The following is a 15362-nucleotide window of genomic DNA, read 5'->3' as shown; positions in this document are numbered from 1 at the left end:
CATGACGCGCAATCCCGTTGGCAAGCTGCTGCTGTTCGGCGCGACCGGCGACCTGTCGCAGCGGATGCTGCTGCCCTCGCTGTTCAACCTCCATTCGGACGGGCTGCTGCCCGAGGGGCTGACGATCACCGGCACCGCCCGGTCGGATCATGACGATGCCAGCTTCCGCGAGTTCGCGGCCAAGGCGCTCGACACCTTCCTGCCGGACGACCGCAAGGACGCCGACAAGATCGCCAGCTTCCTGGAACGGGTCCAGTATCAGTCGCTCGACGCCTCCTCGACGGACGGCTTCCCGGCGCTGGCGGAGAAGGTCGGCGACGTGTCGAACGGCCTCGCCATCTATCTGTCGACCGCGCCCAGCCTGTTCGAGTCCACCATCAAGGGCCTCGAATCGGTCGGCCTGGCGGGCGAGACGGTGCGGATCGGCCTGGAAAAGCCCCTCGGCTACGATCTCGCCTCGTCCAAGGAGATCAACGACGCGGTCGCCTTCGGCTTCCCCGAGGAGCGGACCTTCCGCATCGACCATTATCTGGGCAAGGAAACCGTCCAGAACATCCTGGCGCTGCGCTTCGGCAATTTCTTCTTCGAGCCGATCTGGAACGCGCACGGTATCGACAATGTGCAGATCACCATCGCCGAGACGGTCGGTCTGGAGGATCGCGCCGGTTATTACGAGGGTGCAGGCGCGCTGCGCGACATGGTGCAGAACCACATCCTGCAACTGCTTGCGCTCGTCGCGATGGAGCCGCCCGCGCGCTATGACGGCACCGCGATCCGCGACGAAAAGGCCAAGGTCTTCCGCTCGCTCCGCCTGATGACTCCGGAGGAAGTGCCCAACAACACCGTTACCGGCCAATATGCCGATGGCGCGGTCGGGGGTAAGATCGTCGGTTCCTATGCCGACGAGCTGGGCAAGCCGTCCAAGACCGAGACCTTCGTCGCGATCAAGGCGCATGTCGACAATTGGCGCTGGCAGGGGGTTCCCTTCTACCTGCGCACCGGCAAGCGCATGGCCGCGCGCCGTTCCGAGATCGCGATCCAGTTCAAGCCCGTACCGCACTCGATGTTCGCCGGGCGTGGCGGCCTGCTCCAGCCCAACACGCTGGTCATCCGCCTGCAGCCCGAGGAATATATCCAGCTGCTGGTGATGGCGAAGGAGCCGGGCCTCGACCGCGACGGCATCCGCCTGCGCGAAGTCCCGCTGAACCTGTCGCTCGACGCCGAGTTTGCGGGCACCCGCCGCCGCATCGCCTATGAGCGATTGCTGCTCGACCTGATCGAGGGCGATCAGACGCTGTTCGTCCGTCGCGACGAGGTGGAGGCGCAGTGGACCTGGATCGACGCCATCCGCGCCGGTTGGGACGCCAACGACGTCAAGCCCAAGACCTATCCGAGCGGCAGCTGGGGCCCCTCCTCCGCCATCGCGCTGACCGAGCGCGACGGGGTGCACTGGCAGGACGACTGATCGCCGCCGCCCCGATCGCGAGGGCGAAGACTTTGGCGCAATATGGCCCGTCCGTGCGGCGGGTCCTATCTTGCGCCCCGAATCTCTAGGACAGGATGACATGACCGACGAAATCGAATGGTGGGATTACGAAGACACCACCGAAATGGCGAACGCGCTGGCGGGCGACATCCAGTTCATCATCGAAAGCGCGATAGAGGCGCGCGGCGCGGCGGTGATCGCGCTGTCGGGCGGCAAGACGCCGATCCCGGTCTATGAAAAGCTGGCCCAGGCCAAGCTCGACTGGAAGCGCGTGACCATCGTCCCCGCCGACGAGCGCGTCGTGCCGCTGGGCGATCCGCTGTCCAACGTCACCATGATCGGCAAGATCTTCCTGCCCAAGGGCGCGCGCGTCATGCCGATCGTGCCGCAGGCGACGTCGGACTATAAGGCCGCCGGTCGCTCGGCCGATGCGCTGATGCAGGAACTGCACTGGCCGCTCGACCTGGTGCTGCTGGGCATGGGCGCGGACGGGCACACCGCCTCGATCTTCCCCGGCCCGGACTATGACGAAGCGCTCAACGGCCCCAAGGAGCGCCGCGCGCTGGGCCTGATGCCCGACCCGCTGCCGCCCGAAGCGCCGGTCGCGCGCGTGACGCTCAGCCGGGCGGGCATCGTTTCTGCCCGTTCGATCATGTTCGCCATCTCGGGCCCCGCCAAGAAGAAGGTGCTGGAAGACGCGATCAAGGAAGGCGCATCCTCGCCCTATCCGGTCGGCCGCGTCCTGGCCGAAGTCGAACTGCCGATCGACATCCACTGGAGCGAGCAATGAGCCTCAACGCCGCCGTCTCTGCCGTCACCGACCGGGTCATCGAACGCTCGCGTCCGGGCCGCCAGGCCTATCTCGACCTGATCGCGCACGAGGCCGAGACGGCGGTCCGCCGCCCCAATCTGGGCTGCGCCAACCTCGCCCATGCCTATGCCGGGACCGAGGAAGACCGCGACGCCATGAAGGCGGATCGGGGCATGAATATCGGCGTCGTGTCGGCCTATAACGACATGCTGTCCGCCCACGCCGTCTATTATCGCTATCCCGAACTGATGAAGGTCTGGGCACGCGAAGTCGGCGCGACGGCGCAGGTGGCGGGCGGCGTGCCCGCCATGTGCGACGGCGTGACGCAGGGCTATGCGGGCATGGAGCTGTCGCTGTTCAGCCGCGACACCATCGCGCTGTCGACGGCGGTCGCGCTGAGCCACGGCACCTTCGAGGGGGCCGCGCTGCTGGGCATCTGCGACAAGATCGTGCCCGGCCTGCTGATGGGCGCGCTGCGCTTCGGCCATCTGCCGATGATCCTGGTTCCCGGCGGTCCGATGCCGACCGGCCTGCCCAATAAGCAGAAGGCCGCCGTCCGCGAAGCCTTTGCCGAGGGCAAGGCGGGCCGCGACGAACTGTTGGATGCCGAGATCGCGGCCTATCATTCGAAGGGCACCTGCACCTTCTACGGCACCGCCAACACCAACCAGATGATGATGGAGGTGATGGGCCTGCACATGCCGGGCGCCGCCTTCGTCAATCCGGGTACCAAGCTGCGCCAGGAACTCAGCCGCGCCGCCGTCCATCGCCTCGCCGCGATCGGCCAGCGTGGCGACGACTATCGCCCGCTGGGGCGCTGCGTCGACGAGAAGGCGATCGTCAATGCGGCGGTCGGTTTGCTCGCGACGGGTGGTTCCACCAACCATCTGATCCACCTGCCCGCCATCGCGCGCGCGGCGGGGATCATCATCGACTGGGAGGATATGGACCGCCTGTCGGCCGCCGTGCCGCTGATCGCGCGTGTCTATCCCAATGGCTCGGCCGATGTGAACGGGTTCGAGGCGGCGGGCGGCATGCCCTATGTCATCCGCGAACTCCTGTCCGCCGGGCTGCTCCACCGCGATATCATGACCGTCGCGGGCAAGGACCTGTCCGATTACGGCCAGACGGCGGTCATCGCCGAGGACAAGCTCAGCTGGACCCCGGTCGGCGACAGCGGCGATGAGACGATCCTGCGCCCCGCCGCCGCGCCCTTCTCGGCCGATGGCGGTATGCGCATCCTGTCGGGCAATCTCGGCCGCGCCTGCATCAAGGTGTCGGCGGTCGAGCGCGAGCGCTGGATCATCGAGGCCCCGGCGCGCGTCTTCTCCGACCAGTCGGAGGTGCAGGCCGCGTTCAAGGCGGGTGAGCTGGAGCGCGACGTGGTGGTCGTGGTCCGCTTCCAGGGGCCGAAGGCGAACGGCATGCCGGAACTGCACAAGCTGACCCCGCCGCTCGGCGTGCTCCAGAATCGCGGCTTCAAGGTCGCGCTGGTCACCGATGGCCGTATGTCGGGCGCGAGCGGCAAGGTCCCTTGCGCCATCCATCTCAGCCCCGAGGCGATCGGCGGCGGCGCGATCGGCCTGATCCGCGACGGCGATATCGTTCGGCTCGACGCGGTCGAGGGCACGCTGAACGCCCTGGTCGATCCGGCCGAATGGGCCGCCCGCGAACTGGCCGCGACGCCTGCCCCGGCGCAGGGCATGGGCCGCGAACTGTTCGCGCTGTTCCGCCAGGCCGCCGACGAAGCCGAGAAGGGCGCCTCGCCCATCCTCGCCGCGGCCGGCCTGTAAAACGATAAGGGGGAGGACATCATGGAAATCGTAGCCGTCGACATCGGGGGCACGCATGCGCGCTTCGCGATCGCCGAGGTCGAGAATGGCCGGGTGGTGAAGCTCGGCGAGCCCTGCACGCAAAAGACCGCCGAGCACGCCTCGCTCCAGACCGCGTGGCAGGCGTTCGAGGCGCATCTGGGCCGCCCGCTGCCCAAGGCCGCGTCTCTCGCCATCGCCTCGCCGATCACCGGCGACGTGATCCGCATGACCAACAACCCCTGGGTCATCCGCCCCTCGCTGATCCCCGAGCGGCTGGGCGCGGACGTCTATACCGTCATCAACGATTTCGGCGCGGTCGGCCATGCCGTGGCGCAGGTGCCGGAGGAGGACTTCCTCCACATTTGCGGCCCCGAGGAGCCGATGCCCGCAAACGGCGTCGTCACCGTCTGCGGCCCCGGCACCGGCCTGGGCGTCGCGCAGGTGCTGATGACGCCCAACCGCTATCATGTTATCGAAACCGAGGGCGGGCATATGGACTATGCCCCGCTCGACGGGATCGAGGATGCGATCCTGAAGCGCCTGCGCCGCACCTATACCCGCGTGTCGTGCGAGCGGATCTGCTCCGGCCCCGGCATCGTCGCCATCTACGAAACGCTCGCCACGCTGGAGGGCCGCGCGGTGCCCAGCCGCGACGATCGCGAAATCTGGACCGAGGCGCTGGATGGCACCGACTCGATCGCGCTCGCCGCGCTCGACCGCTTCTGCCTGGCGCTGGGCGCGGTCGCGGGCGACTTCGCGCTGGCGCAGGGGGCCAAGACCGTCGTGATCGCGGGCGGCCTGGGCTACCGGATCAAGGACAAGCTGTTGCGCTCGGGCTTCGACCAGCGCTTCGTCGCCAAGGGGCGCTTCCAGTCGCTGATGGCGCGTATCCCCGTCAAGCTCATCACCCATCCCCAGCCCGGCCTGTTCGGCGCGGCCGCGGCCTTTGCCCAGGAGCATTCATGACCGACATCGCCACCATCATGCGCACCAGCGCGGTCATCCCCGTGCTGGTCATCGACGACGCCGCCACCGCCAAGCCCTTGGCCGAAGCGCTGGTCGCGGGCGGCTTGAAGGTGCTGGAGGTGACGCTGCGCACCCCCGCCGCGCTGGAGGCGATGGCCGAGATGAAAAAGGTCCCCGGCGCGATCGTCGGCGCAGGGACCGTGGTCAACGAGCAGCAACTGCGCGACGTCGCGGATGCGGGTGCGGAGTTCATCGTCTCGCCCGGCCTGACCGACCGGCTGGGCGCGGCGGTGATCGACAGCGGCATCCCCTATCTGCCCGGCATCGCCAATGCGGGCGACATCATGCGCGGGCTGGACCTGGGCCTGACGCATTTCAAGTTCTTCCCCGCCGAGACGAGCGGCGGCCTGAAGGCGCTGAAGGCGCTGGCCGCGCCCTTCTACCAAGCGCGCTTCTGCCCAACCGGCGGCATTACCGAGGCGAGCGCGCCCGATTGGCTGGCGTTCGACCGCGTGCTATGTGTCGGCGGCAGCTGGGTGACGGGCGGTTCGATGGCGGACGTGGAGGCCAAGGCACGGGCGGCGGCGGCTCTGCGCGGGTAAATCTATCCTCCCCTCGCAGGGGAGGTGGCAGCGCGAAGCGCTGACGGAGGGGTGTCCCGCTATCGAGAGGACGACACCCCTCCACCATGCTGCGCATGGTCCGCCTCCCCTTGCAGGGGAGAAATTTCCTTTACCGCCCCCAGCAACCACTGCCGAAATGCTCGCATCGCAAGCCCTTCCTTGCGCGACAGCAACCGCGTCAGCCAGTAAAGCCCCGCATCGATCTCGAGCGCAAAGGGCTGGACCAGTCGCTCCGCCGCCAGCTCGCGCAGGAACATCGCGCGCGGCGCCAGCGCCACGCCCAACCCCGCCATCGCCGCCCCCGCCATCAGCGCCGAACTGTCGAACATCGGCCCACGCAAGGCTGGCGACGGAACGCCAGCGGCGTCAAACCAGCGCTCCCACTCGCTGACCCGATAGGACCGCAACAGCCTTTCGCGTGCCAGATCGGCAGGTTGCCGCAAGCGCCCTGCGATCCGGGGCGAGCATAGGGGCGTCAGCGGCGCCGCCTGCAATGGCTCGGCATGGGTACCGTGCCACGCCCCGTCGCCGAACCGGATCGCGTAATCGAGGCCCTCCCCGGCCAGATCGACGCGGTTGTTATTGATCGACACGCGAACGTCGATGTGCGGATGGGTCGCGGCGAAATCGTCCAGCCGCTCCAGCAGCCATCCGGTCGCGAAGGTCCCCACCACGCCCAGCCCCAGCGTATATTGGAAGCGCCCGTCGGCAAACCGATCCAGCGTCGCCCCGATCCTGTCGAACGTCTCGGCCAGCACCGGGACCAGCGCATGGCCGTCATCGGTCAGCGCCAGCCCACGCGGCAGCCGGTGGAACAGCCGCGCACCCAGCCGCTTTTCGAGAGCCGCAACCTGATGGCTGACCGCACCTTGGCTGACGCACAACTCGATGGCGGCACGGGTGAAGTTCAGATGCCGCGCCGCCGCCTCGAAAGCGCGCAGGGCGTTCAGCGGAAGTTGGGCGCGGTCCATGCCTCATCATGAATTTCCCTCATGGCTCTGTCGAGGGAAGATGCTTTGTAGGCCCTGCCGACCCGCTTCATGATGCCGGACGAAGGAGATACGCCATGCTTGCCAGACCGACCCTGCTTTCGCTGATCGCCATCGCCTCCGCGCCTGCCATGCCTCGGGCACCCGATCCCCTGACCCGGCCGATCGTGACGGACCACACCGCCGAATGGCTCGCCCCCCGCCCGCCGATGAAGGTCTTCGGCCATAGCTATCTGGTCGGCTTTGGCGGACTGAACGTCGCGCTGATCGATACGGGCAAGGGCCTGATCCTGATCGACGGCGCCCTGCCCCAAGCCGCGCCTGCCATCCTGGCGAATGTCAGGAAGCTCGGCTTCGCACCCCATGACATCAAATATATTCTCAGCACCGAGCCGCATTTCGACCATGCGGGTGGCTTGGCGGCACTCGCCCGCGATACCGGTGCGACCGTCATCGCCAGTCCGCGCGGGGCCGAAGGACTGCGCACCGGGCGGCTGGCGGCCGACGACCCGCAGCGGGGCTATGACAGCCGCTTCCCGTCCGTTCGCACGGTGAAGGTGGTTCGCGACGGCGGACGACTGCCCTTGGGCAACACCATCCTCACCGCACGGGCGACGCCGGGCCACACCATGGGCAGCATGAGCTGGAGCTGGCGCGCCTGCGAAGGCCAACGGTGCAAGACGATCGTCTTTGCCTCCAGCCTGAACCCGGTGTCGACCGACGATTATCGCTTCTCCGCCCCGGCGAACAAGGCGGTGGTGGCGGCCTTCGCGCGCGGTCAGGCGGCGATGCGCGCCCTGCCCTGCGATATATTGATTACCGCCCATGCCGATCAGGACGGCGCGACCAGCCGGTTCCTGCCGAAGCCCGGCGCCTGTCGGGCCTATGCGGATGCGTCACAGCGCAAGGTCGCACAACGCCTCAAGGACGAGGCGCGCTGACGCTTACATCTCGCCGCGCTGGCGGCGGATCGCGTACCATTTCTGCACATTGGCGTTATGTTCGGCCAGCGTGTCCGCAAAGACATGCCCGCCCGATCCGTCCGCCACGAAATACAGCGCCTTGCTGTCCGCCGGGTTCAGCACCGCGTCGATCGAGGCGCGGCCCGGATTGGCGATCGGGCCGACCGGCAGGCCGGGGCTGGCATAGGTGTTGTAGCCGTTCTTGGCGTGCAGTTCCGACCGCAGGATCCGGCGGCCGAGCGGGCGCCCCTTGGTGATCGGATAGATCACGGTCGGATCGGCCTGAAGCGGCATGCCGATGCGCAGTCGGTTGCCATAGACCGCCGCCACAGTCCGCCGCTCGGAGGGCTTGGCCGTCTCCTTCTCGACGATCGAGGCGAGGATGATCGCCTCCTGCGGGGTTCTCACCGCGATGCCGGGCTTCCGTTCGGCCCAGGCCTGGGCAAGATAGTCCTTCATCGCCTTCTGCATCCGCGCCACCACCGAGGCACGGGTGTCGCCCTTCTGATAGGCATAGCTGTCGGGCAGGACCGATCCTTCGGCGGGGACCGGCACGTCGCCGGTCAGCCCATCGGCCCGCAACAGCGCGTCATGGACCAGCACCGAGGGATAGCCCTCGGGCACCGGCACCAGCCGCTGGCGAACCTTGCCCTCCTGCAGCAGGGTCAGGACGTCATGCGCGCTGGCCTGTTCGGGAATGGCATATTCGCCCGCCTTGATCGCGCCGCCATCGCCGAAAATCCGGGCATAGAGGCGAAAGCGGCTGGCCGAGCGGATCGCGCCCGCCTTTTGCAATTCGTTGGCCGCGCGGGCCAGGCTGGCCCCTTCGGGCACGACGACCGCCAGCGGCTTCTCCGCCGGACCGCTGCCCGCCCAGTCATGCGCGACCCAGGCAAAGACGGCGATGCCGATCAGCCCCAGCAGCAACCCGATACAGCCGACCTTGCGCATATCTCACCCGGTTTTGACTAGGGCGCCCAGGCCCGGACATGGAACAACCCCGGCACCGATCCGGGTCCGCTCGCTTGGCCGCCCGATGGCGCGGGCCGAACCATTTTGCAAGCGGACCCGGCCGGTGCCGGGGTTGGAATTCTATCGCTGCCCTCCGTTCGCGCTGAGCGACGTCGAAGTGCACGCCCTGACCTCACCCTTTATCCCTTGGCCTTCGACTTCGCTCAGGCGGAACGGAGGTCCGGGCACTGGGCGGAACACAGGGGATGGGGGCGCACCACCGCCGTTCAGCCTGAGCGAAGTCGAAGGCCACGGGAATCCCCCGGAACACAACGACCCCGCCCCTCACGAACGGCGGTTGGGCCGATCAGACCGCCTTCATCACCAGCGAAGCATTGGTGCCGCCGAAGCCGAACGAGTTGTTCAGCACCGCCTTCACCTCACGCTTCTTGGCCTTGTGCGGCACCAGATCGACGCCCTCGGTGCCCTCATCGGGATTGTCGAGGTTCAGTGTCGGCGGCACGATCTGGTCGCGCAGCGCGAGGATGCAGAAGATGCTCTCCACCGCACCGGCACCGCCCAGCAAGTGGCCGATCGCCGACTTGGTGCTCGACATCGACGCACCCGACAGATCGTCACCGAACACGCGCTTGGCCGCGGCCAGTTCGATCGTGTCGGCCATGGTCGAGGTGCCATGCGCGTTGATATAGTCGATGTCCGACGGCTCCATTCCCGCCTTGCGCAGCGCCATGCGCATGGCGTTCTCGGCACCCTTGCCCTCGGGATGCGGCGCGGTGACGTGATAGGCGTCGCCCGACAGGCCATAGCCGACGACTTCGGCATAGATCTTCGCGCCGCGCGCCTTGGCGTGCTCATATTCCTCCAGCACGACGACACCCGCGCCCTCGCCCATCACGAAGCCGTCGCGGCCCTTGTCATAGGGGCGGCTCGCCTCGGTCGGGCGGTCGTTCATGCTCATGTTGAGCGCGCGCGCCTGGGCGAAGCCTGCCACGCCGAGCGGGTTGATCGTGCTTTCCGCGCCACCCGCCAGCATGATGTCGGCATCGTCGTCGCGGATCATCCGCGCCGCGTCGCCGATCGAATGCGCGCCGGTCGAACAGGCGGTGACGACCGCATGGTTCGGCCCCATCAGGCCGTATTTGATGCTGACCTGGCCCGAGATCAGGTTGATCAGGCGGCCATGCACGAAGTGCGGGCTGACCCGGCCGGGACCACGCTCATGCAGGTTGACCGATTCGATCTCGATGCCCGGCAGGCCGCCGATGCCCGAACCGATCGACACGCCCGCACGCAGCTTCGTCGCCTCATCCATCTCGGTGAGACCCGCGTCTTCCAGCGCCTGTCCGGCGGCGTCGATGCCATAGACGATGAACGGATCGACCTGGCGCTGGACCTTGTGGTCGACGCGCTTGTCGGGATCGAAGCCATATTCATGGTCCTTGGGCTTCACCTCGCACGCGATGGTGCATTTCTGCCCCGTCGTGTCGAAGCGGGTGATCGTCCCCGCGCCCGACTTTCCAGCGATCAGATTGGCCCAGGCGGTTTCGACGTCCGCGCCCAGTGGCGTGACAAGACCCAGACCGGTGACGACGACGCGCCGCATATTCCACTCCATTCCCAAACGAAAACGGCTCCCCGCCCGCTAGTCGGGGTCGGGGAGCCGCTTGAAACCTGGTCTTGCGACCCGTTCGGCCCGCATCATCTGCGGGCCGAGGCCCCGGTATTAGGCCTTGTTCTCGTCGATATAGGTGATCGCGTCCTTGACGGTCGTGATCTTCTCGGCGGCATCGTCCGGGATTTCGACACCGAACTCTTCCTCGAACGCCATGACGAGCTCGACGATGTCGAGGCTGTCGGCACCGAGGTCGTCGATGAAGCTCGCGTCCTCGGTCACCTTGTCGGCTTCGACGCCGAGATGCTCGACGACGATCTTCTTCACGCGGTCGGCGGTCTCGCTCATGGTAATCCCTTCTCGTAATTCATCGGGGGTTGATACTTGCTGAACGCACGTAGAACGCGCGCCCTAGTCTGGCAAGCCCGTCCAGCGACGGACTTGGTGTAGGATCGGATCATTCGAGCCCTTTTTGCGGGCTCAGAGCATCGCCATGCCGCCGTTGACGTGCAGCGTCTGGCCGGTGACATAGCCCGCCTCCTTCGACGCCAGATAGACGACGGCGGCCCCGATATCCTCGCCCTTGCCCAGGTCACCCGCCGGAATCTTGCCCAGCAGCGCGGCCTTCTGCGCTTCAGGAAGAACGTCGGTCATCGCCGAGCGCATGAAGCCGGGCGCCACGCAGTTGACGGTGATGTTGCGGCTGGCAAGTTCCTGCGCCACCGCCTTGGACATGCCGACGATGCCCGCCTTGGACGCGGCATAATTGGCCTGGCCCGGATTGCCGGTCGCGCCGACGATCGAGGTGATCGAGATGATGCGGCCGAAGCGCGCCTTCATCATCGGCTTGGCGGCGGCGCGGATCAGGCGGAAGGTCGCCTCCAGGTTGACGCGGATGACCTGGTCCCACTCCTCGTCCTTCATCCGCATGGTCAGATTGTCGCGGGTGACACCCGCATTGTTGACCAGGATGTCGAGCTTGCCGCCAAGTGCCTCGACCGCCTGCGGGATCAACGCATCGACGGCGGCGGGGTCGGACAGGTTGCACGGCACCGTGACATGATCGCCGCCCAGTTCGACGCGAAACGCCTCCAGCTTGTCGATATTGGAGCCGGACAGCGCCAGCTTGGCCCCCTGCGCCGCCAGCGCCTTCGCCACAGCGGAACCCAGGCCGCCCGATGCGCCGGTCACGAGGGCGGTCATTCCTGTCAGGTCGAACATGCTTATCCTCCAATTCTTTGGTTCACGCGAAGCCGCGAAGACGCGATGGGCGTGTAGTCATTAACGATGCGGCGTAGCCCTTCCTTGAGGGTGGCTCCGCCAAAGTTGATCAGCAGCCCCAAGGGCTGCCTGGTAAGGCGCAGATATGTGAGCAGTTGCTTGGCATGAGCGGCATTCAGCCGCTCAACCGATTTGATTTCAAGCAGGAGCTGCCCTTCGACCAACAGGTCGATCCGAAAGGCGGCGCCGAACCGCAATCCGTCGAAGCTGAAATCGACTGGGCACTGCCGTTCCACCCGATAGCCCATCGCGTCCAACTTGGCCGCCAGGATCGTCTCATAGACGCTCTCCAGCAAACCCGGCCCAAGTTCGCGATGAAGGCGCAGGGACAGATCGATCACATCGAACGCTATCGTTTCAATGTCTCTCATCTTCGCGTCCTCGCGCCTTCGCGTGAAAAAAGGTTATAGGCGCTTCAGAAGCCCCTCGATATCGTCCATCGTCACCACGCTGACCGCATCGACGTCCGGCGCGATACGCTTGACCATGGGGCCGAGCACCTTGCCGCCGAATTCGACGCACTGCGTCACGCCCGCATCCTGCATCGCCAGCACCGATTCACGCCAGCGGACCATGCCCGTCACCTGCGCCACCAGCAGCGCGCGGATCGCGCCCGGATCGGCGACCGGCGCCGCCTCGACATTGGCGTAGACCGGCACCAGCGGCGCGCGGATCGTCGCCTCGGCCAGCGCGGCGTCCATCGCATCGGCGGCGGGCTGCATCAGCGGGCAGTGGAACGGCGCCGACACCGGCAGCAGGACGGCGCGCTTGGCCCCCAGGTCCTTGGCCAGCGCCACCGCCTTCTCGATCGCCGCGCGGTGGCCGGAGATCACCACCTGCGACGGGTCGTTGTCGTTGGCGACCGTGCAGACCAGTTCCTCGCCGCCCTCGGCCAAGATCGCGTCGACCGCCGCACCTGCGATCGTCTTCGCCTTTTCCAGGTCCGCGCCGAGCAGCGCCGCCATCGCCCCCTCGCCCACCGGCACCGCCGCCTGCATCGCCCGGCCACGCAGCTTCAGCAGGCGTGCCGTCGTCGGCAGGTCGATCGCATCGGCCGCACACAGCGCGGTATATTCGCCCAGCGAATGGCCAGCGACGAAATCGGCCTTTTCGGACAAGCGTACGCCGCCTTCCTTCTCCAGCACGCGCAGGGTCGCAATCGCGTTGGCCATGATCGCAGGTTGTGCATTCTCGGTCAGGGTCAGTTCGTCGGCGGGGCCTTCGACCATCAGGCGATAGAGATGCTGGCCCAGCGCCTCGTCGACCTCCTGGAACACCTCGCGGGCGACGGGGCTCGCCTCGGCCAGCGCCTTGCCCATGCCGACGGCCTGGCTGCCCTGGCCCGGAAAGATGAATGCACGCATGTTCGTATCTGCCATCAAACAGTAATAGGATGGCCCGCGCGGTAGAAAGGTCCGGCATGGCTGGCAAGAGCACGCCCCCTTCCGCGCTTGCCTTTTGGCCACGATCCGCTATGAGCCAGCGCACCATTGGGCGGGAAGCACCTGCTTCACCCGCCCTCATGCCATTTTGGCGTGACGGTATTGAAGTATGGAAGACAGCCGGAGGGGCGCGCCACATGGGGTGGGCGTCAGCGATCGGCCAACATAAGGTAAGCTGCATGGCTCTTTACGAGCACGTGTTCCTTGCGCGCCAGGATCTGGCACAGGCGCAGGTGGACGCGCTGGCGGAAGCCGCCACGAAGATCGTCGAGGACAATCAGGGCAAGGTCGTGAAGACCGAGACCTGGGGCCTGCGTTCGCTGGCGTACAAGATCGCCAAGAACCGCAAGGCGCATTACGTCATGCTCGAAATCGACGCCCCCGCGGGTGTCGTCGCCGAGCTGGAGCGCCAGACCCAGATCAACGAAGACGTGATCCGCTACATGACCGTCAAGGTTGACGGCCATGAAGAAGGTCCGTCGGTGATGATGCGCAAGCAGGAGCGCGACCGCGAACGTCGTGCCGATCGTGGCGAACGCCCCGACCGCGCTGACCGCCCCCGTCGTGATCGTGAAGAGGAAGCCGCATAATGGCCCGCCCGTTTTTCCGTCGCCGCAAGAGCTGCCCCTTCTCCGCGAAGGACGCGCCCCGGATCGACTATAAGGACGTCCGTCTGCTTCAGGGCTTCGTGTCCGAGCGCGGCAAGATCGTGCCTTCGCGCATCACCAGCGTGTCGGCCAAGAAGCAGCGCGAGCTGGCTCAGGCGATCAAGCGCGCCCGTCACCTGGGCCTCCTGCCCTACGTCGTGAAGTAAGGGGTCTTACAGATGAACGTTATTCTGCTTGAGCGCGTCGAGAAGCTCGGCGCCATCGGCGACGTGGTGACGGTGAAGGACGGCTATGCCCGTAACTTCCTGCTGCCGCGCAAGAAGGCGCTGCGCGCCAACGAAGCCAACAAGAAGGTGTTCGAGGCCAACCGCGCCCGCATCGAAGCCGAGAACGCGAACCGTCGCGCCGAGGCCGAGGTCGAGTCGAAGACCTTCGAGAACGCCACCGTCACCCTGATCCGTCAGGCGTCGAACGTCGGCCAGCTGTACGGCTCGGTCGCGGTGCGTGACCTGGTCGAGGCGCTGGTCGCCGATGGCCACAAGGTCAACAAGAGCCAGATCGTGCTCGACCGTCCGATCAAGGCGATCGGCGTGTACGACGTGCGCGTCGCGCTTCACCCGGAAGTGGCCGTGACCGTCAAGGTCAACGTCGCCCGCTCGCCGGAAGAAGCCGAGATGCAGGCGCAGGGCGTCGACGTCATGGCCTCGATGTTCGAGCGTGACGAAGCCGGCTTCACCGAGGATTACGATCCCAACGCAGAGCCCGGCGCCACCGCCGAGGTTCAGCCGGAGCAGGAAGAAGCGCAGGGCTGATCCCCAGCGCTTCGGCCTTCCGCCGAAAAGAGAAGGGGCCGTCCGGCATGTCCGGGCGGCCCTTTTTTGCGTCCTGGGAATGGTAGTATGGAAGCGCGACACGGCAGCCGCGCAGAACGACGTTACGGGCAGGTCACACAGGCGCTGACGACGGCGGCCAGCGGGATCAAAGCAAAAATCAGCGGCATGATATGTTTCATGGTAAAATTGCCCGTCTGTCCAATGACCGATTAATACACGGCCAAGTGCAAAAGTTTCGTTACGATGAACGGCGAAGCGCAAAAAATCTCGACTCACCGCTCAATCGATATAGTTTATCGCACGTGCAAGGCTCAGATTAGAGTTGAAAGCGATCAGCATTGCACGGTTTTAGCCCCTCCCCTTTAGGGGAGGGGTTGGGGTGGGGCATCGCCATGGGCGTTTCGCTTGTAAAAGCGCCCCACCCCCGGCCCCTCCCCTGAAGGGGAGGGGTGAGCAGAGTTGATCGTTTTCAACTCTAGGTGTTTGATCCCGGCCTTTGATGGTGCGGGTTTGATGTGAAGCGATTTGGCTCGTTTTGCCATGTCTTGCAGATGGCCTCGTAGGGCGTGAGCCGTTTGAGTGTCTTGAGCCTGCGGCCGAAATTGTAGGCGTCGACGAAGTCGCCGAGGTGCTGCCGAAGCTGGTCATGACTGTCGTAATGGTAGCGTTTGACGGTCGCTTCCTTGATCGTCCGGTTCATCCGTTCCACCTGCCCGTTGGTCCACGGGTGCTTCACCTTGGTCAGACGATGCTCGATGCCGTTTTCGTCGCAGAGGCGGTCGAAGATATGGTGGAAGGCGTAATTGTCGCAGGCGCGGTTGGTGAACTGGATGCCGTAGCACATTGGGAAGCGCTGGTTCGGGGGCCGCTATGGCCCTGATGAAGGCAAGGCCGCGAAGCGGCCGCAGGCTTCATCAGGGCAAGCCATGGTCGGTCAGCAGGTATCTAAAGTGAGGTTGTCGA

The 15362-nt window shown here is 66.1% G+C and carries 16 protein-coding genes and 1 pseudogene; 9 read left to right on the top strand and 8 right to left on the bottom strand.

Features of this window, described 5'->3' with window-relative positions:
- Nucleotide 1 precedes the first annotated feature (1 nt).
- The 5 genes from zwf (at nucleotide 2) to eda (ending at nucleotide 5679) form a co-directional block, all read left to right on the top strand.
- The gene (gene zwf, locus BSZ14_RS13070) at nucleotides 2-1465 is read left to right on the top strand and encodes a glucose-6-phosphate dehydrogenase (protein ID WP_058716760.1); all 1464 of its coding nucleotides are present in this window, start codon (nucleotides 2-4) and stop codon (nucleotides 1463-1465) included.
- 100 nt (nucleotides 1466-1565) lie between these two features.
- Entirely contained in the window at nucleotides 1566-2276 is a 711-nt protein-coding gene (pgl, locus tag BSZ14_RS13065; protein WP_056437543.1) for a 6-phosphogluconolactonase, read from the top strand.
- Nucleotides 2273-4090 (top strand): phosphogluconate dehydratase, encoded by a 1818-nt coding sequence (edd, locus tag BSZ14_RS13060; RefSeq protein ID WP_076711253.1) that lies wholly within the window; start codon nucleotides 2273-2275, stop codon nucleotides 4088-4090. The genes pgl and edd overlap by 4 nt, the downstream gene beginning before the upstream one ends.
- Before the next feature lie 21 nt (nucleotides 4091-4111).
- Nucleotides 4112-5077: a glucokinase gene (gene glk / locus BSZ14_RS13055; RefSeq protein WP_042482807.1), complete on the top strand. Its 966-nt coding sequence runs from the start codon at nucleotides 4112-4114 to the stop codon at nucleotides 5075-5077.
- Complete coding sequence (gene eda / locus BSZ14_RS13050; protein WP_058744040.1) at nucleotides 5074-5679, top strand: bifunctional 4-hydroxy-2-oxoglutarate aldolase/2-dehydro-3-deoxy-phosphogluconate aldolase; 606 nt, start codon at nucleotides 5074-5076, stop codon at nucleotides 5677-5679. The genes glk and eda overlap by 4 nt, the downstream gene beginning before the upstream one ends.
- A gap of 59 nt (nucleotides 5680-5738) precedes the next feature.
- On the opposite strand, the gene BSZ14_RS13045 is transcribed toward eda, so the two are convergent.
- The gene (locus BSZ14_RS13045; protein WP_076711252.1) at nucleotides 5739-6671 is read right to left on the bottom strand and encodes a LysR family transcriptional regulator; all 933 of its coding nucleotides are present in this window, start codon (nucleotides 6669-6671) and stop codon (nucleotides 5739-5741) included.
- A 95-nt stretch (nucleotides 6672-6766) separates the two neighbouring features.
- Here BSZ14_RS13045 and bla point away from each other — a divergent pair, with 95 nt between their 5' ends.
- Nucleotides 6767-7630, top strand: a complete 864-nt coding sequence (bla, locus tag BSZ14_RS13040) for a subclass B3 metallo-beta-lactamase (protein WP_076711251.1) — start codon at nucleotides 6767-6769, stop codon at nucleotides 7628-7630.
- Between the two features lie 3 nt (nucleotides 7631-7633).
- Here the strand turns inward: bla and mltG are convergent, their stop codons facing one another.
- The 6 genes from mltG to fabD all read right to left on the bottom strand — a co-directional run bounded on the left by mltG (nucleotide 7634) and on the right by fabD (nucleotide 12880).
- Entirely contained in the window at nucleotides 7634-8602 is a 969-nt protein-coding gene (mltG, locus tag BSZ14_RS13035) for an endolytic transglycosylase MltG (RefSeq protein WP_042482818.1), read from the bottom strand.
- 367 nt (nucleotides 8603-8969) lie between these two features.
- Entirely contained in the window at nucleotides 8970-10226 is a 1257-nt protein-coding gene (gene fabF / locus BSZ14_RS13030; protein ID WP_042483000.1) for a beta-ketoacyl-ACP synthase II, read from the bottom strand.
- Between the two features lie 120 nt (nucleotides 10227-10346).
- Nucleotides 10347-10583: an acyl carrier protein gene (locus BSZ14_RS13025; protein ID WP_007403554.1), complete on the bottom strand. Its 237-nt coding sequence runs from the start codon at nucleotides 10581-10583 to the stop codon at nucleotides 10347-10349.
- Nucleotides 10584-10715: 132 nt separating this feature from the next.
- The gene (gene fabG / locus BSZ14_RS13020) at nucleotides 10716-11456 is read right to left on the bottom strand and encodes a 3-oxoacyl-[acyl-carrier-protein] reductase (RefSeq protein ID WP_076711250.1); all 741 of its coding nucleotides are present in this window, start codon (nucleotides 11454-11456) and stop codon (nucleotides 10716-10718) included.
- A 2-nt stretch (nucleotides 11457-11458) separates the two neighbouring features.
- Nucleotides 11459-11887, bottom strand: a complete 429-nt coding sequence (locus BSZ14_RS13015) for a GxxExxY protein (RefSeq protein ID WP_076711249.1) — start codon at nucleotides 11885-11887, stop codon at nucleotides 11459-11461.
- A 33-nt stretch (nucleotides 11888-11920) separates the two neighbouring features.
- Nucleotides 11921-12880, bottom strand: coding sequence for an ACP S-malonyltransferase (gene fabD / locus BSZ14_RS13010; RefSeq protein ID WP_076711266.1), 960 nt, complete (start codon nucleotides 12878-12880; stop codon nucleotides 11921-11923).
- Between the two features lie 257 nt (nucleotides 12881-13137).
- On the opposite strand from fabD, the gene rpsF reads away from it, so the two are divergent.
- The 3 genes from rpsF to rplI are packed head-to-tail and all read left to right on the top strand — an operon-like array spanning nucleotide 13138 to nucleotide 14378.
- Nucleotides 13138-13548 (top strand): 30S ribosomal protein S6, encoded by a 411-nt coding sequence (gene rpsF / locus BSZ14_RS13005; RefSeq protein ID WP_037567458.1) that lies wholly within the window; start codon nucleotides 13138-13140, stop codon nucleotides 13546-13548.
- Entirely contained in the window at nucleotides 13548-13772 is a 225-nt protein-coding gene (gene rpsR / locus BSZ14_RS13000; protein WP_007403456.1) for a 30S ribosomal protein S18, read from the top strand. Before rpsF ends, rpsR begins: the two co-directional genes overlap by 1 nt.
- Nucleotides 13773-13784: 12 nt before the next feature.
- Complete coding sequence (rplI, locus tag BSZ14_RS12995; protein ID WP_042482825.1) at nucleotides 13785-14378, top strand: 50S ribosomal protein L9; 594 nt, start codon at nucleotides 13785-13787, stop codon at nucleotides 14376-14378.
- A gap of 496 nt (nucleotides 14379-14874) precedes the next feature.
- Here rplI and BSZ14_RS12990 read toward each other — a convergent pair.
- A pseudogene (locus BSZ14_RS12990) lies at nucleotides 14875-15234 on the bottom strand (integrase core domain-containing protein); the annotation flags it as partial.
- Between the last annotated feature and the right edge of the window lie 128 nt (nucleotides 15235-15362).

This window comes from Sphingomonas sp. Sph1(2015) (assembly GCF_001970915.1).
Taxonomy (GTDB): domain Bacteria; phylum Pseudomonadota; class Alphaproteobacteria; order Sphingomonadales; family Sphingomonadaceae; genus Sphingomonas; species Sphingomonas parapaucimobilis.
Note: the sequence above shows the minus strand (reverse complement) of the source record. Positions and strands in the feature narration are given on the sequence as shown.